We start from the raw sequence: 16,241 nt of genomic DNA on the forward strand, positions 1-16,241 counted from the left end.
GTTGCTAACCGTATCATAACTTGCGTGATGATGCCGAGCTACTCTTTAAAGTCGGCTGCATCCAGCTCGTGGCGCGACAACAGCTTATAAAATTCGGTGCGATTGCGCCCCGCCATCCGCGCCGCATGCGTCACGTTGCCCTTAGTAATCTGCAGCAGCTTGCGCAGGTAATTTAGCTCAAACTGATTCCTCGCCTCGACAAACGTCGGCAGGGCGGTGTTTTCGCCTTCCAGCGCCTGCTCCACCAGCGCGTCGCTAATCACCGGCGATGAAGTCAGCGCCACGCACTGCTCGATAACGTTCACCAGCTGGCGCACGTTACCCGGCCATTTGGCGGCCATCAGACGCTTCATCGCATCCGTTGAGAAAGCGCGGACAAAGGGTTTGTGGCGATCGGCAGACTGGCGCAGCAGGTGGTTAGCCAACAGCGGGATATCTTCCGTACGCTCGCCCAGCGGCGGGATTTTCAGACCTACCACATTCAGACGGTAAAACAGATCTTCGCGAAACTCGCCGCGCGCCATGGCCTTCGGCAGGTCGCGATGGGTGGCAGAAATAATCCGTACATCAATGTCGATATCGCGGTTGCTGCCCAGCGGGCGAACTTTACGCTCCTGAAGAACGCGCAGCAGTTTTACCTGTAACGCCACCGGCATATCGCCGATTTCATCGAGAAACAACGTCCCGCCTTCAGCGGCCTGAAAAAGTCCTTCACGGTTGCTGACCGCACCGGTAAAAGCGCCACGCGCGTGACCAAACAGCTCCGATTCCAGCAGCTGTTCGGGGAGCGCGCCGCAGTTAATGGCGATAAATGGTTTATCGCGACGCGGGCTGGCATTATGGATAGCCTGAGCGACAATCTCTTTCCCGGTCCCGCTCTGGCCGTTAATCAGCACGCTGACGTCCGATTGCGCCACCATTCCGGCCTGCTCCAGCAGGCGCTCCATCAGCGGACTGCGGGTGACAATCGCCCGCCGCCAGCTCTCATCGGTTGTCGGCGCGCTCTGCTCCAGAGCGTCATCAATCGCCTTATACAGGGCGTCTTTATCTACCGGCTTGGTCAGAAAACTAAACACGCCCTGCTGCGTTGCCGCGACGGCATCCGGAATGGAGCCATGTGCGGTCAGGATAATCACCGGCATTCCCGGCTGCACCTTCTGGATTTCACTGAACAGCTGCAGGCCATCCATCTCGTCCATCCGCAGATCGCTGACCACCAGATCCACTTTGTCACGGCCCAGCGTGCGCAGCGCTTCCGGCCCGCTCTCTGCGGTCAGCACGCTGTATCCTTCGCTGACAAGGCGCATGCCCAGCAGCTTCAGCAGCCCCGGATCGTCATCCACCAGAAGCAGGCGGGCGGGTTTACGGATCGTCATGAACCACCTCCGGGACTTTATCGCTGCCGTGCCCGGCATCGGAGCTGAAATTCCCGCCGGGTTTACGGCTGGAGAGCTGGCGTTCGATGTCGGTAAGATTCTCCAGCTTGCGGGTCGTCAGTTCCAGCTGGCTGCGTAACTCGATTTCCTGCTGGCGCAACGTCTCCAGCTCCGCGTCGCTGGACTGCTGCAGTCTGGCGTAGCGGGAACGCTCGTCAATCAGCTGCAGCTGCCGGCTCTGGGCATCGCGCCAGAGCTGATAGAGCGGACGCACCTGTACGGCGATTTGCGCACTAAAGGTATCGAGACTGGCTACCAGCTCCCGACGCTCGTTGGGCGTGATTTTGGCATCAGCCAGTAAAATGCCGCGCTTAAAGGCGTCCTGCCAGCTGTCGGCATTGTGCTGGCGAGCCTCCGCACGCGCCTGTACCGGAGCCAGACGATCCGCGCAGTCAATTCCCCGCAGCCAGTAAAGCGGATTTTTATCGCTGGCCTCGCTTTGCAGATTCCAGATATCGGCGCACTCGACCGAAAGAAAATCGGCGACCTGATGCTGCGGTAGCGCGGAGAGCGTTTTGCCATCCGCGGCGTGTGGTGATGTGGAGGCGGAACATCCCGCCAGCGCCAGGCATAAAATGCCTGACAGCAGCCATCCCTTCAGGGGACGGACAAATGCGAAGAAGTGGGACATATTCACCCGATAGTTATACGTTATTTTTTCCCGGACTCGGCGACGGGAAGCGTGATACGAAAACAGATAAGCCCTGATTTATCATCAATCAGACTCAGCTCGCCCTGCATTTGCCGTACACAGTCGCGGGCAATGCTTAGTCCCAGACCGCTACCTTTAACCGCCCCTTTACGCTGGTGGCTTCCCTGATAAAAAGGCTCAAAAATCATATTTCTCTCTGCGGGCGGGATCGGCTCACCATCGTTAGAGACCTCAATGCGCACCTGCTCGCCGTGCCGATAGCTATGGATTCGAATGTTACCGGATTCAGCACCATAGTGCACCGCATTGGAGTAGAGATTATCCAGCACGCTCACCAACAGCGCGGGCTCCGCCTCGCAAAAACGCTCGCTGAGCAGTAGTTCAGTATGCATCAGTTTAGCTCTTGCCGGCAGGCTATGGGCGGAAACCACGTTTTCCACCAGTTCGACCAGGTTGACCGTCTCGCGCGCAATCGGGCCATCGGCCTGTTTGCGGTTATAGTCCAGCAGCTGCTCAATCAGCTTTTGCAGGTTGCGGCTGCTGTTGTCCAGAATTTCAACGATCTCCTGCTGTTCTGGCGTCAGCGGCCCGGCTACCCGATCAGCAAGCAGCTCCGTTCCTTCGCGCATGCTGGCCAGCGGGGTTTTCAGCTCATGGGAGAGATGGCGCAGGAACTGATGACGCTGGGACTCCAGCCATGCAAGGCGTTCGCTCAGCCAGATGATACGTTTGCCGACCGAACGCAGTTCGCGCGGACCGGTAAACAGCGCGGCATCGTCCAGCGATTTCCCCTCGCCCAGCCGGTTGATCATTCTTTCAATGCCCTTTACCGGGCCGATAATCATGCGGGTGAACAGCAGCACCAGCGCCAGGCTGAGCAAAAACAGCACTAACGCCTGCCAGCCAAAGAACTGGCCACGCTCGGCGATTTCCTGCTGCAGCTGCTGACCGCGCGAATAGACTACCGTTCGGGTCGCCTGCACCAGGTCGCTATTCGCCGAGGCAAAAGCTTCCAGTCTGGTCGCTGATTTCGCCGCCGGACCGCTATTTGTACAATGCAGTTCGGCCAGATCGTCGAGATCCTGACGCAGCGCCTGCCAGATTTTCTCATCAGGCAGTACGCCCGCGTGGGCTTCGAGCATTTCACTGTAACGCTGGCGCTGATTCTGGTAGACCCGCGCCAGCGTGGGGTCGTCCAGAACGCAATACTGTCGATAGCTGCGCTCCATCTCCAGCGACGCGTTTATCATCGCTTCGCTGCGGCGGGCATCAATGAGGGTGGTACGGTTAATATGCGCTGCCTGAGCGCTGAGCGCATTGAGGCTTTGCCACGCCTGCCACGCCAGCACCAGCAGCGGGAGCAGGATCAGCACAAAGGATAGCGTAACCAACTGGCGCAGCGAACGAGGAAAAAGAGAAAGTCGCTTCAAGGGTAGTGTCTCAATCATTAGCCCATGACGATGCTAACTGAGGACGCAATAAACATCTACGCCAGAAATAATAAAGCCAGGCTACTTTGAGCCTGGCTTTATTCAGAAATGAGGCGGTGCCTTACTCGACGTTTCGCCCGATGGCTGATAAAGCTGAGCTGTTATCAGGAGTTGGACGGCAGGCACCTGTTTGTGCGTCATTCGAAGTTTATGTAGCGCTTCCCGAAGGGGCTGACATAAGAAGGTGAATGAGCCACTGCCTGTAATTATGCACGAACTATGCCATAATACAAAATAATTTATTAACCAATTGAAATATAAATGTTTTAAACCATTATATTGCTTTGATGATTGCGATCGTTTTTTGCCCGGAGTGTCGTTAATTAGCAACACCAGATGAATGATGTATTTATATCAATTCAAATCAATAAGTTATATGTCTCCATTTGGAGACACTGCTTTAACGCATTTGTCGGCGATCCCCGACACCATTTACCGATGAGCATCACAAACAAAAAAGCCTCCTGCCAGGCAGGAGGCTCAACACGACTGATAAACGGGTTAGCCCAGCTGTTTGCGCGCGTTGCGGAAAATACGCATCCACGGGCTGTCTTCGCCCCAGTTTTCCGGGTGCCAGGAGTTCGATACGGTTCGGAAAACGCGCTCCGGATGCGGCATCATGATAGTCGCACGCCCGCTTTCGCTGGTTACCGCGGTGATACCGTTCGGCGAACCGTTCGGGTTAGCCGGGTAGTTTTCCGTGACCTTACCGAAGTTATCGACGAAGCGCAGCGCCACCAGGCCTTTACTCTCAAGCTGCGCAAGATGCGCGCCGTCGCGGACTTCCACCTGGCCTTCACCGTGAGATACGGCAATCGGCATCATCGAACCTACCATTCCCTGCAGCAGCAGAGACGGGCTTTGAGTGACTTCAACCAGGCTGAAGCGCGCTTCAAAGCGGTCCGACTGGTTACGCACAAAGCGCGGCCACAGGTCGCTTCCCGGGATCAGCTCGCGCAGATTAGACATCATCTGGCAACCGTTGCACACGCCCAGCGCCAGGGTCTGCGGACGATGGAAGAAGGTGGCAAACTCGTCGCGAACGCGCTCATTGAACAGGATCGATTTCGCCCAGCCCTCACCTGCACCTAAAACGTCACCGTAAGAGAAGCCGCCGCAGGCTACCAGCGCGTGGAAATCAGCAAGACCGGTACGGCCCGCCAGCAGATCGCTCATATGCACGTCGATGGCATCAAAGCCGGCACGATGGAACGCCGCCGCCATTTCAACGTGAGAGTTTACGCCCTGCTCGCGCAAAACTGCGACCTTAGGACGCGCGCCGGTGGCAATATAAGGCGCAGCGATATCCTCATTGATATCAAAGGAGAGCTTCACGTTGAGGCCCGGATCGGCATCGTTGGCTTTCGCGTTGTGCTCCTGGTCAGCGCATTCCGGGTTATCGCGCAGACGCTGCATCTGCCAGGTGGTTTCCGCCCACCACATACGCAGCGTGGTACGGCTTTCGCTGAATACCGGATGACCGTCGGCCTCGATGACGAAGCGATCGCTCGCCGTAGCCTGGCCAAGATAGTGAACGCAATCCGCCAGGCCATGAGCAGCCAACGTGGCTTCCACCGCCTGACGATCGGCGGCACGAACCTGAATCACGCCGCCAAGCTCTTCGTTAAACAGCGCGGCCAGGCGATCCTCGCCGAGCGCCGCGATATCAACGTTGACGCCGCAGTGACCGGCAAAGGCCATTTCGGCCAGCGTCACCAGCAGGCCGCCGTCAGAGCGGTCATGCCAGGCCAGCAGCTTACCTTCAGCCACCAGCGCCTGCATCGCGTCCCAGAAGCCTTTCAGCTGAGCAACATCGCGAACGTCGGCGGTGACATCGCCAAGCTGGCGGTAAACCTGCGCCAGCGCGGTCACGCCCAGCGCATTGTTGCCCTTGCCTAAATCAATCAGCAGCAGGGCGTTATCTTCGGTGGAGAGCTGCGGAGTTACGGTGCGGCGCACATCCTCCACACGGGCAAAAGCGGAAATCACCAGCGACAGCGGAGAAGTCATCTCGCGCTGTTCAGTACCTTCCTGCCAGCGGGTTTTCATCGACATAGAGTCTTTGCCCACCGGAATAGTCAGTCCCAGAGCCGGACACAGCTCTTCGCCAACCGCTTTTACCGCTTCATATAAACCGGCGTCTTCGCCCGGGTGACCGGCTGCGGCCATCCAGTTTGCCGACAGCTTGACGCGATTGAGCGCGCCAATCTGCGTCGCCGCAAGGTTGGTCAGCGCCTCGCCGACCGCCAGACGGGCAGAAGCAGCAAAGTCCAGCAGCGCGACCGGCGCACGTTCACCAATTGACATTGCTTCGCCGTAGTAGCTATCGAGGCTGGCGGTTGTCACCGCGCAGTTAGCCACCGGGACCTGCCACGGACCTACCATCTGATCGCGCGCCACCATACCGGTGACTGTACGGTCGCCGATGGTGACGAGGAAAGTTTTCTCCGCGACCGTCGGCAGGTGCAGCACGCGATTTACCGCGTCGGCAATAGTGATTTCCTGGCGTACCAGACTCTGGCCCTGGGCTTTCTGAGTCTGCACATCGCGGGTCATTTTTGGCGTTTTGCCCAGCAGCACATCAAGCGGCAGGTCAATCGGTCGATTGTCAAAATGGCTATCGTCGAGGCTCAGATGCAGCTCTTCGGTGGCCTCACCAATGACCGCGTACGGCGCGCGTTCGCGGCGGCACAGCTCATCAAACAGCGGTAGCTGTTCCGGCGCGACCGCCAGAACATAGCGTTCCTGGGATTCGTTACACCAGATTTCCAGCGGACTCATGCCCGGCTCATCGCTGAGAATATCGCGCAGCTGGAATTTACCGCCGCGCCCGCCGTCGCTGACCAGCTCCGGCATGGCGTTCGATAAACCGCCCGCGCCGACGTCGTGGATAAAGAGAATCGGGTTAGCCTCGCCCAGCTGCCAGCAGCGGTCGATAACTTCCTGGCAACGACGTTCCATCTCCGGGTTGTCGCGCTGTACGGATGCAAAATCCAGATCGGCGTCAGACTGGCCGGACGCCATTGAAGAGGCCGCCCCGCCGCCGAGACCGATGTTCATTGCCGGTCCGCCGAGAACAATCAGCTTCGCGCCGACAACAATCTCGCCCTTCTGCACGTGTTCGCCGCGGATGTTACCGATACCGCCCGCCAGCATAATAGGCTTGTGATAGCCGCGCAGCTCTTCGCCGTTGTGGCTGGTCACCTTCTCTTCATAAGTACGGAAATAGCCGTTCAGCGCCGGACGGCCAAATTCGTTGTTAAACGCCGCGCCGCCCAGCGGACCTTCGGTCATGATATCCAGCGCGGTTACGATACGCTCAGGCTTGCCGAAATCCTCTTCCCACGGCTGTTCAAATCCCGGAATACGCAGGTTGGAAACCGAGAAGCCCACCAGACCGGCTTTTGGCTTCGCGCCGCGTCCGGTGGCGCCTTCATCGCGAATTTCGCCGCCAGAACCGGTCGCCGCGCCCGGCCATGGAGAAATAGCCGTCGGGTGGTTATGGGTCTCGACCTTCATCAGAATATGCGCATCTTCCTGGTGGAAGTCGTAGCGGCCGGTTTCGTGATCGGCAAAGTAACGACCAACGGCCGAACCTTCCATGACCGCGGCGTTATCTTTATAGGCAGACAGCACATACTCCGGGGTTTTCTCGAAGGTGTTCTTGATCATTTTGAACAGCGACTTTGGCTGTTTTTCGCCATCAATGACCCAGTCGGCGTTAAAAATTTTGTGTCGGCAGTGCTCAGAGTTGGCCTGCGCAAACATGTAAAGTTCGATATCATTTGGATTGCGTCCCAGCTTCTGGAAGGCATCCTGCAGATAGTCGATTTCGTCATCCGCCAGCGCCAGCCCCAGACGAAGGTTGGCGTCAATCAGCGCCTGACGCCCCAGGCCCAATAGATCAACGCTGGTTACCGGAGTTGGCTGATGATGGGCGAAAAGTTTCTCTCCCTCGTCCAACGCGCCAAACACGCTTTCCATCATCCGGTCATGCAGTTCAGCCGCCACCAGCGACCATTGTTCATCGTTCAGGCTGCTCGCTTCAACGTAATACGCGACGCCGCGCTCCAGACGCACCACCTGAGACAGGCCGCAGTTATGGGCGATGTCGGTAGCTTTAGAAGACCAGGGAGAGATAGTGCCGGGACGAGGAGTGACGAGCAGTAGCTTACCGGTTGGGGTATGGCTGCTTAAGTTCGGACCATACTTGAGCAACCTTGCCAGATTCTCGCGATCGTCGCCGCTGAGCGGGGCGCTAAGGTCGGCAAAATGAACGTACTCGGCATATATCGTGCTTACCGGAAGGTTGGCCGCCTGGAAACGTGCCAGCAGTTTATTGATACGGAATGCCGACAGTGCAGGTGAACCACGCAAAATTTCCATCATAAGTCTCTCGTCTTCGAAGCTTTCATGGTGAGCCAGGGGGGAAACGGGCGCCATTATAGTGAATCCTGTGCCCCGACGAAACCGTTTGCGTATAAATAAAATGATTGCCAGGGTTTATCAATTAATGTGACTCATCTCGCTAATAAGTTGCCAACTGACGCATTCTTAAGCAAAATGCCGCTCATTCAACAACAACCATTAACTTTTTCCGGTCATAGTCTGCTGAGGAACACCAAGCTGCAGAAGATTAACTATCTGAAAAAATTAAAGATTAATTATCTGCTCATCGGCATTGTTACCCTCCTGCTGGCGGCTGCCCTGTGGCCGTCTATCCCGTGGACGGGGAAACCAGAAAACCGCGTTGCGGGGATCATGGCGCGCGGAGAGCTGCGCGTCAGTACGATTAATTCGCCAATGACCTTCGCGACCATCAATGACAAAACCTACGGTTTTGATTATGAGCTGGCGCAGCAGTTTGCCGACTACCTCGGCGTAGAGCTAAAAGTCACCGTCAGGCAGAATATCAGCCAGCTGTTCGACGACCTTGATGAAGGTAAAGCCGACATGCTGGCAGCCGGTCTGGTCTACAACTCCGAGCGGGTGAAAAACTATCAGGTTGGGCCAACCTACTATTCCGTTTCACAACAGCTGGTTTATCGTAAGGGCAGCCTGCGTCCGCGTACCCTGGCAAACCTTACTGCCGAACAGCTGGCCATCGCTCCCGGCCACGTGGCGGTAAACGATCTGCAAACCTTGAAAGAACAAAAATATCCCGACCTCGACTGGCGCGTGGACGAAAAACGCGGAACGACAGCGCTGATGCAGGCGGTTATCGACGGCAAGCTCGACTATACCGTCGCCGATTCCGTCGCCATCAGTCTGTTTCAGCGCGTTCATCCTGAACTCGCCGTCGCGCTTGATATCAGCGACGAACAGCCGGTCACCTGGTTTAGCAAAAAAGGCGAGGATAATTCTCTGTCGGCGGCGATGCTCGATTTCTTCAATAACATTAATGAAGACGGCACCCTGGCGAGGCTCGAGGAGAAATATTTAGGCCACGGTAACGATTTTGATTATGTGGATACCCGTACCTTCCTGCGCGCTGTGGAAAGCACTCTCCCGGACCTGCAGCCGATGTTTGAAAAATATGCCAGACAGATAGACTGGCGACTGCTGGCGGCTATTTCGTGGCAGGAATCACACTGGGATCCGCAGGCCACCTCCCCGACAGGCGTTCGCGGAATTATGATGCTAACCCGTAACACCGCTCAAAGCCTGGGCCTGACCGACCGCACCGACGCCGAGCAAAGCATTGACGGCGGTATGCGTTATTTACAGGATATGATGAGCAAAGTACCGGAGTCGGTCCCTCAGGACGAGCGAATCTGGTTCGCGCTGGCGGCTTATAATATGGGCTACGCGCATATGCTTGACGCGATAGCCTTGACGAAAAAGCAGAAAGGCAACCCGAACAGCTGGGCCGATGTGAAGCAGCGTCTGCCGCTGCTAAGCCAGAAAAACTACTACAGCCGTCTAAAATACGGTTTCGCGCGCGGGCATGAAGCCTACGCCTACGTCGAAAACATCCGTAAATATCATATCAGCCTCGTGGGTTATCTTTCTGAAAAAGAGCGAAAAGATGCCCAGATAGCCGCTTTAGGCGAACACTATCCGGCGGTCATGCCGGATGAGCTGGATAGAGCAGAACAGTACGCCATGCCCTATTTCACCTTTCGCGCCGAAAAGCTGGTTGATAACGCGAAATTGAAAATTCCGGGCTCAGAACACTAACCTTCAGCTTGCCGGTTGGCTCTCTTCAGCGCTTTTTTCTCTTCGCGCCGCCAGCGAAAGAAATCACTTAGCATACCGGAACAGGTCTCAGCCATAATGCCTTCCGTTATCTCTACCCGATGGTTCATCCCCGGATGGTGCAGCACATCGATAAGCGATCCGGCGGCTCCGGTTTTCGCATCTCTGGCGCCGAATACCAGGCGGGAAATACGGCTGTGCACCATCGCACCGGCGCACATCACGCAGGGTTCGAGGGTAACATACAGCGTTGCGTCAATCAGGCGGTAGTTCTGCAGCACCAGCCCGCCCTGACGCAGCGCCATAATCTCCGCGTGTGCGGTGGGATCGTGGCGGCCGATTGGCCGGTTCCAGCCCTCGCCGATGACCTGTTGATTACGCACCAGCACGGCGCCGACCGGCACTTCGCCCTCTTCCCAGGCGCGTTTCGCCAGCGTCAAAGCGTGACGCATCCAGTATTCATCATTTAATTCATGGTCAGACAAAGCGGGCACTCCTGCAGAAAAGCGGGGCGCATTATACATGGGCGCTATGTATTACACACTATTCTAACTGCTGAAGATCGCCCTGTGGCGTTACGCGCCAGCGGTGCTGGCAAAAATAGAGCAGCGGGTTGTCCTGCTCGCTGTCGCTGTAGCCGCTATACAATCGCAGCGGAGCGCCAATTTTTTGTTCCAGCTGCACCACTTTTTCATTGCCGAGACAGCGAAGAGTTAATCCCCAGCCGCCGTAACGACGCTCCATCCGGCTGGCGATCAGATTCACCCGCGGCAGCCAGGGGGTATCAAAATAAACCTGCTCAACCAGCGACTGCGGCGAGCCGGTAATCAGCCAGACGTCCGCATCCGTGCTGGTCAGATAGTTATTGAGCCGCGCCTGAACAACCGGAAATGCGGTGACGTGTTGACGAAACCAGAGGGCAAAGTTTGCCTCCAGGCGTTTAAGGTGACGTTCGCTGCGCCCGAAGGTTGAAGCCCAGAGTAAAAGGCTCATCGGCCAGCGCGCGGCACGGCCGAACAACATCAGCCCGGCTGCGATCGCGGGTAATAAAGGAAGCACCAGCAGCGTATTCAGCGGCTGATGGCGCAAGACGTAGCGCAAAAAGCTGCCGAACATATCCTGCTGATGCAATGTTCCATCCAGATCAAAAAAAACCACTCTCCGCGTGCTGCTATTCAAAACCCTCTCCCATGAACGATCGCCCGATTACCAATAGCTTAACAGCCTTATGCCGACGGTAGAGAAAACATGTGCTGTTTGTTAACCCCGGATTAAGAAAACGCTTTTGCCGAGAAATCTCAGGCATAGAATTTTTAATTCGCAATAATCCTCTTATAATCGAATACAAAATTCTTTCAGCCGAGGGTGAAGCTGTCCTCCGGAGCCGCTATGAACTGTTTGACCCGTATTCGCCAGCGCTACCCGACGTTGGCAGCAAGCGATAAAAAACTGGCCGATTTCATTCTGGCTCAACCAGATCAAACCCGCCATCTCAGCTCGCAGCAGCTGGCGGGCGAAGCCGGCGTCAGCCAGTCCAGCGTAGTGAAGTTTGCGCAGAAGATGGGATTCAAAGGTTTTCCGGCGTTAAAACTGGCGTTAAGCGAGGCGCTGGCAAGCGCCGCCACGCCGCAGTCCGTGCCGGTACATAACCAGATTCGCGGCGACGATCCTCTGCGGCTGGTAGGCGAAAAGCTAATTAAGGATAACATCGCGGCAATGCACGCCTCGCTGGACGTCAACGCTGAAGAGAAACTGCTGGAAGCCGTCACGCTGCTGCGCCATGCGCGCCGGGTCATTATTACCGGCATCGGTGCTTCGGGCCTGGTGGCGCGAAACTTTAGCTGGAAGCTGATGAAAATCGGTATCAACGCCGTTTCGGAACAGGATATGCACGCTCTGCTGGCGACGGTACAGGCGATGTCGCCGGACGATCTGCTGCTGGCTATCTCCTACTCCGGCGAGCGGCGCGAGATCAACATGGCGGCCGGTGAAGCGCTACGCGTAGGAAGCCAGATCCTGGCCATCACCGGATTTAATCCCAACGCCCTTCAGCAGCAGGCGACGCTGTGCCTGTATACTATTGCGGAAGAGCAGGCCACGCGCAGCGCCGCGATCTCCTCCACCAGCGCGCAAATGATGCTGACCGATCTCCTGTTTATGGGACTGGTGCAGCAGGATCTTGAGCATGCTCCGGAGCGTATTCGCCATAGCGAGGCGCTAGTGAAAAAGCTGGTGTAATCCCGAGCGTCTTACCGGCTTTTAGAAGCAGGAAACAAACTCTCATTTGCTCAAGGCGAGCAAAAATTTCTACATGGTGGAAAGACAATCAGCGGCAGAAAAGAGCTGGCCTGAGCAGAAAATGGGCGTATAATGCCCGCCCCGTTTGTGTTGTTTCTGAGAATTTCCTGATGGCGCTGTTAATCACCAAAAAATGCATCAACTGCGATATGTGCGAGCCAGAGTGCCCGAATGAGGCCATATCCATGGGTGAGAGCATTTATGAAATTAACAGCGACCGCTGCACCGAATGCGTCGGCCATTATGATACGCCGACCTGTCAGAAGGTGTGCCCGATCCCAAACACCATCCTGAAAGACCCGGCACATAACGAAAATGAAGAACAGCTGTGGGATAAATTTGTCCTTATGCACCACGCGGACAAGCTTTGATAGTGCCGGGATGGGCGTAGCTGTATAAATCTAGCTTTCGATGATAACCGTAGCGCAGGCATAGTGGCGCTCGTCGGCCAGCGTTACATGAATGCTGCTTACGCCCAGGCGCTCAGCCAGGCTCTGCGCTTCACCCCATAAGCGTAGTTTTGGTTTGCCCAGCTCGTCGTTGTAAACCTCAAACTGATTAAACGCCAGCCCGTTGCGAATTCCGGTGCCAAGCGCCTTGGCCGCCGCCTCTTTGACCGCGAAACGCTTAGCCAGAAAACGGACCGGCTGCTGATGCTGTTGCCATATCGCCCACTCGTTATCGCTGAGTACGCGACGGGCGAGACGATCGCCGCTGCGGGCGACCACCGCCTCAATACGGGCAATTTCAACTATATCAGTACCCAGTCCGAGAATCGCCATTAGCCGCGAGCTTCCTGCATCAGGCGCTTCATCTCCGCAACCGCCTCTTTCAGACCGCTCATCACCGCACGACCAATAATCGCGTGGCCGATATTCAGTTCGTGCATTTCCGGCAGGGCGGCAATAGCCTTAACGTTATGGTAGGTCAGACCGTGACCGGCATTGACCTTCAGCCCCAGGCTGGCGGCGTAGGTTGCCGCTTTGGCAATCCGCTCCAGCTCTTTTGCCTGCTCTGCATCCGTTTGCGCATCAGCGTAGCAGCCGGTATGAATTTCGATATAAGGCGCGCCTACCTCCGCCGCAGCCTTAATTTGCGCGGTATCAGCGTCAATAAACAGGGACACCAGGATACCTGCATCGGCAAGACGTTTACAGGCATCACGCATTTTCTCAAGCTGACCCGCCACGTCCAGTCCGCCTTCCGTGGTTACTTCCTGGCGTTTTTCCGGCACCAGGCAACAGAAATGTGGTTTTGTCTCGCAGGCAATACTCAGCATCTCTTCCGTTACCGCCATCTCAAGATTCATACGGGTATCGAGAGTCTGGCGCAGAATACGGACATCGCGATCGGTGATATGACGGCGATCTTCGCGCAGATGGACGGTAATACCGTCAGCGCCGGCCTGTTCAGCGATGAAGGCTGCCTGTACCGGATCCGGATAAGCGGTACCGCGAGCGTTGCGTAATGTCGCAATGTGGTCAATATTGACCCCTAACAGTAATTCAGCCATGACAATCCTCGTTAATCGTTATTTGTTTTATCGGCACGCGCTGCCCGCGCGGGCAAAAACTGACGAAAAAGCTCCCTACTTTTTAGCGGCTTGCCGCCAAGATAGGGCTTCAGGGCGATACGGGTAAAACGCTTTGCCGCGCGCAGCGCATCGCTGTCCGGAAATTCTCGGCTCGCCAGAGCCTTAAGATGGTGCCCGGTAAAGGTGCTGTTATCAATAACCACGCTGGCGATAAAACCTTTTTCTTCACGGTAACGATAGGTCATTGCATCGTCAACCGCTTCTCCGCTGCCGGCGCAGTGGAGAAAATCAACGCCATATCCAAGGTGCCCGAGCAGCGCCAGTTCAAAACGCCGTAGCGCTGGCTCCGGCGAGCCGCTGGCGCCAGCCAGAGACTGAATACAGTGCAGATAATCAAAAAACAGTTCGGAAAAACGGGTTTCATGCTCAAGCACGCGGGAGAGCAATTCGTTGACGTAGAGACCGCTATAGAGCGTGATGCCGCTGAGGGGCAGCGCCAGCGAGACGGCCTCAGCGCTGCGCAGCGTTTTCACTTCACCGCGCCCGCTAAAGCGCAGCAGCAAGGGGGTAAAAGGCTGAAGAGCGCCTTTGAGGTTGGAGCGTTTGGAACGCGCGCCTTTTGCAACAAGGCGCACGCGGCCGGATTCTTCCGTGAAAACGTCCAGCATCAGGCTGGTTTCGCTCCAGGGACGACTATGCAGTACGAAAGCGCGTTGCCAGCCTTCCATCATACTCGTCGTCTTTCAAGCCGCAGGTGGATTGGCTGCGCCCACTCACCCCAGTCACTTACTGAAGTAAGCTCCCGGGGGCTTGCGGCCTTGCCGCGTGACTCAGCCTCTGGCCTCGCGCCTTCGGAGCCAGCGCAAGCGCTGTTCAAAACACGTTGTGTTTTGTCCTGCACCTCGAAAGCCATAGAGTATCCAAACTTAGAGATCGTCGCCGTAACCGAGACTGCGCAGCGCGCGTTCGTCATCAGCCCAGCCGGATTTCACTTTCACCCACAGCTCAAGGTGAACCGGCGCTTCAAACATATCCTGCATGTCTTTACGCGCTTCGATACCGATGGTTTTGATTTTGGCCCCTTTGTTGCCAATCACCATCTTCTTTTGCCCTTCACGCTCAACCAGAATCAGACCGTTGATGTCGTAACCACCGCGTTCATTGGTCACAAAACGCTCAATTTCGACGGTGACGGAATACGGCAGCTCGGCGCCAAGGAAACGCATCAGCTTTTCGCGAATAATTTCCGAAGCCATAAAGCGCTGAGAACGATCGGTAATGTAATCTTCCGGGAAGTGGTGAATCGCTTCCGGGAGGTGCTTACGCACGATACCGGCGATGGTATCCACGTTCAGCCCGGTTTCCGCGGAAATCGGCACAATATCAAGGAAGTTCATCTGACTGCCGAGGAACTGAAGGTGCGGCAGAAGATCTGCTTTTTCCTGCACGTTGTCGACTTTGTTTACCGCCAGAATCACCGGCGCTTTACCGTCGCGCAGCTTATTGAGCACCATTTCGTCGTCCGGCGTCCAGCGGGTACCTTCAACAACAAAGATAACCAGCTCCACGTCGCCAATAGAGCTGCTCGCCGCTTTATTCATCAGGCGGTTAATCGCGCGTTTTTCTTCCATATGCAGACCCGGAGTATCGACGTAGATCGCCTGATACGGGCCTTCAGTATGAATACCGACAATACGGTGACGCGTCGTCTGCGCTTTTCGGGAAGTGATAGAGATCTTCTGCCCGAGCAGCTTGTTCAGCAACGTGGATTTGCCCACGTTTGGACGACCAACGATGGCTATGAAGCCACAGTAGTTTTTTTCTTCGCTCATTCCAGCTCCAGCTTTTTCAGCGCCTGTTCGGCGGCAGCCTGCTCCGCCTTACGACGGCTAGAACCCGTGCCAACCACCGGTTCACTCAGGCCGCTAACCTGGCAGTGGATAGTAAATTCCTGATCGTGCGCTTCACCGCGAACCTGAACAACCAGGTAAGACGGCAGCGGCAGATGACGCCCCTGTAGATATTCCTGCAAGCGCGTCTTTGGATCTTTTTGCTTATCGCCAGGACTGATTTCGTCCAGGCGGCTCTGGTACCAGGAGAGGATAAGGCGCTCAACGTTCTGAATGTCGCTGTCGAGGAAAATCCCACCGATTAAAGCTTCAACGGTGTCCGCCAGTATGGATTCACGGCGAAAGCCCCCGCTTTTCAATTCACCCGGCCCAAGACGCAGACATTCACCTAATTCGAACTCGCGGGCAATTTCTGCCAGCGTGTTGCCTCGCACCAGCGTCGCGCGCATACGGCTCATATCGCCTTCGTCTACCCGAGGGAAACGATGATAAAGCGCGTTTGCGATAACAAAGCTCAATATTGAGTCACCTAAAAACTCCAGGCGCTCATTATGTTTGCTGCTGGCACTGCGATGAGTTAATGCCTGTTGCAACAGCTCCTGATGATGAAAAGTGTAGCCCAGCTTCCGTTGAAGCCGATTAATTACGATGGGGTTCATGCGTTACCAATAGATGAATGCGTCAAAAATGCAGCACACGAAACCGACCTGAGTAACAACCAACGCGGTTTCGTGTGCTGTGTCAATCTTACGAGAGACAACCTAAAACTTCGGGGGGATATTC

The 16,241-nt window shown here is 56.0% G+C and carries 14 protein-coding genes; 3 read left to right on the forward strand and 11 right to left on the reverse strand.

Annotated elements, in window-relative coordinates; translation table 11 throughout:
• Nucleotides 1–38: 38 nt before the first annotated feature.
• From glrR to purL, 4 genes are all read right to left on the reverse strand, one after another.
• Nucleotides 39–1,376: a two-component system response regulator GlrR gene (gene glrR / locus GJ746_RS18710; RefSeq protein ID WP_154681540.1), complete on the reverse strand. Its 1,338-nt coding sequence runs from the start codon at nucleotides 1,374–1,376 to the stop codon at nucleotides 39–41.
• Entirely contained in the window at nucleotides 1,363–2,067 is a 705-nt protein-coding gene (qseG, locus tag GJ746_RS18715; protein WP_154681541.1) for a two-component system QseEF-associated lipoprotein QseG, read from the reverse strand. Before qseG ends, glrR begins: the two co-directional genes overlap by 14 nt.
• 20 nt (nucleotides 2,068–2,087) lie before the next feature.
• Nucleotides 2,088–3,518 (reverse strand): sensor histidine kinase, encoded by a 1,431-nt coding sequence (locus tag GJ746_RS18720; RefSeq protein ID WP_154681542.1) that lies wholly within the window; start codon nucleotides 3,516–3,518, stop codon nucleotides 2,088–2,090.
• A 561-nt stretch (nucleotides 3,519–4,079) separates the two neighbouring features.
• Nucleotides 4,080–7,967, reverse strand: coding sequence for a phosphoribosylformylglycinamidine synthase (gene purL / locus GJ746_RS18725; RefSeq protein WP_154681543.1), 3,888 nt, complete (start codon nucleotides 7,965–7,967; stop codon nucleotides 4,080–4,082).
• A 174-nt stretch (nucleotides 7,968–8,141) separates the two neighbouring features.
• Here purL and mltF point away from each other — a divergent pair, with 174 nt between their 5' ends.
• The gene (gene mltF / locus GJ746_RS18730) at nucleotides 8,142–9,758 is read left to right on the forward strand and encodes a membrane-bound lytic murein transglycosylase MltF (protein WP_154681544.1); all 1,617 of its coding nucleotides are present in this window, start codon (nucleotides 8,142–8,144) and stop codon (nucleotides 9,756–9,758) included.
• On the opposite strand, the gene tadA is transcribed toward mltF, so the two are convergent.
• Nucleotides 9,755–10,261, reverse strand: coding sequence for a tRNA adenosine(34) deaminase TadA (gene tadA / locus GJ746_RS18735; RefSeq protein ID WP_227852692.1), 507 nt, complete (start codon nucleotides 10,259–10,261; stop codon nucleotides 9,755–9,757). The genes mltF and tadA overlap by 4 nt on opposite strands.
• A 58-nt stretch (nucleotides 10,262–10,319) precedes the next feature.
• The gene (gene yfhb, locus GJ746_RS18740; protein ID WP_154681546.1) at nucleotides 10,320–10,955 is read right to left on the reverse strand and encodes a phosphatidylglycerophosphatase C; all 636 of its coding nucleotides are present in this window, start codon (nucleotides 10,953–10,955) and stop codon (nucleotides 10,320–10,322) included.
• A 210-nt stretch (nucleotides 10,956–11,165) separates the two neighbouring features.
• Between yfhb and GJ746_RS18745 the strand changes: the two genes are divergently transcribed.
• Together GJ746_RS18745 and GJ746_RS18750 are read left to right on the forward strand one after the other, a co-directional pair.
• The gene (locus tag GJ746_RS18745; protein WP_154681547.1) at nucleotides 11,166–12,014 is read left to right on the forward strand and encodes a MurR/RpiR family transcriptional regulator; all 849 of its coding nucleotides are present in this window, start codon (nucleotides 11,166–11,168) and stop codon (nucleotides 12,012–12,014) included.
• 170 nt (nucleotides 12,015–12,184) lie between these two features.
• Nucleotides 12,185–12,445 (forward strand): YfhL family 4Fe-4S dicluster ferredoxin, encoded by a 261-nt coding sequence (locus GJ746_RS18750; RefSeq protein ID WP_154681548.1) that lies wholly within the window; start codon nucleotides 12,185–12,187, stop codon nucleotides 12,443–12,445.
• Nucleotides 12,446–12,475: 30 nt separating this feature from the next.
• Here GJ746_RS18750 and acpS read toward each other — a convergent pair whose 3' ends face one another.
• The 5 genes from acpS to rnc all read right to left on the reverse strand — a co-directional run bounded on the left by acpS (nucleotide 12,476) and on the right by rnc (nucleotide 16,117).
• Complete coding sequence (acpS, locus tag GJ746_RS18755) at nucleotides 12,476–12,856, reverse strand: holo-ACP synthase (protein ID WP_154681549.1); 381 nt, start codon at nucleotides 12,854–12,856, stop codon at nucleotides 12,476–12,478.
• A complete protein-coding gene (gene pdxJ, locus GJ746_RS18760) occupies nucleotides 12,856–13,587 on the reverse strand; it encodes a pyridoxine 5'-phosphate synthase (RefSeq protein ID WP_154681550.1) in 732 nt (243 codons plus the stop codon). The genes acpS and pdxJ overlap by 1 nt, the downstream gene beginning before the upstream one ends.
• Nucleotides 13,588–13,598: 11 nt before the next feature.
• Nucleotides 13,599–14,336 carry a DNA repair protein RecO gene (gene recO / locus GJ746_RS18765; RefSeq protein WP_154682774.1) on the reverse strand — a complete coding sequence of 246 codons (738 nt, stop codon included), beginning with the start codon at nucleotides 14,334–14,336 and terminating at the stop codon, nucleotides 13,599–13,601.
• 198 nt (nucleotides 14,337–14,534) lie between these two features.
• Nucleotides 14,535–15,440 (reverse strand): GTPase Era, encoded by a 906-nt coding sequence (gene era / locus GJ746_RS18770; protein ID WP_004104571.1) that lies wholly within the window; start codon nucleotides 15,438–15,440, stop codon nucleotides 14,535–14,537.
• Entirely contained in the window at nucleotides 15,437–16,117 is a 681-nt protein-coding gene (rnc, locus tag GJ746_RS18775) for a ribonuclease III (RefSeq protein WP_004104573.1), read from the reverse strand. Before rnc ends, era begins: the two co-directional genes overlap by 4 nt.
• Nucleotides 16,118–16,241: the final 124 nt, after the last annotated feature.

It is taken from the genome of Klebsiella oxytoca (assembly GCF_009707385.1).
GTDB lineage: Bacteria > Pseudomonadota > Gammaproteobacteria > Enterobacterales > Enterobacteriaceae > Klebsiella > Klebsiella oxytoca_C.

What these genes read in the sequence shown, in the direction of transcription:
- purL (WP_154681543.1), bottom strand. Translation starts at nt 7,967, where the DNA reads ATGATGGAAATTTTGCGTGGTTCACCTGCACTGTCGGCATTCCGTATC.
- pdxJ (WP_154681550.1), bottom strand. Translation starts at nt 13,587, where the DNA reads ATGGCTGAATTACTGTTAGGGGTCAATATTGACCACATTGCGACATTA.
- acpS (WP_154681549.1), bottom strand. Translation starts at nt 12,856, where the DNA reads ATGGCGATTCTCGGACTGGGTACTGATATAGTTGAAATTGCCCGTATT.
- rnc (WP_004104573.1), bottom strand. Translation starts at nt 16,117, where the DNA reads ATGAACCCCATCGTAATTAATCGGCTTCAACGGAAGCTGGGCTACACT.
- mltF (WP_154681544.1), top strand. Translation starts at nt 8,142, where the DNA reads ATGCCGCTCATTCAACAACAACCATTAACTTTTTCCGGTCATAGTCTG.
- glrR (WP_154681540.1), bottom strand. Translation starts at nt 1,376, where the DNA reads ATGACGATCCGTAAACCCGCCCGCCTGCTTCTGGTGGATGACGATCCG.
- era (WP_004104571.1), bottom strand. Translation starts at nt 15,440, where the DNA reads ATGAGCGAAGAAAAAAACTACTGTGGCTTCATAGCCATCGTTGGTCGT.
- recO (WP_154682774.1), bottom strand. Translation starts at nt 14,336, where the DNA reads ATGGAAGGCTGGCAACGCGCTTTCGTACTGCATAGTCGTCCCTGGAGC.
- GJ746_RS18745 (WP_154681547.1), top strand. Translation starts at nt 11,166, where the DNA reads ATGAACTGTTTGACCCGTATTCGCCAGCGCTACCCGACGTTGGCAGCA.
- qseG (WP_154681541.1), bottom strand. Translation starts at nt 2,067, where the DNA reads ATGTCCCACTTCTTCGCATTTGTCCGTCCCCTGAAGGGATGGCTGCTG.
- GJ746_RS18750 (WP_154681548.1), top strand. Translation starts at nt 12,185, where the DNA reads ATGGCGCTGTTAATCACCAAAAAATGCATCAACTGCGATATGTGCGAG.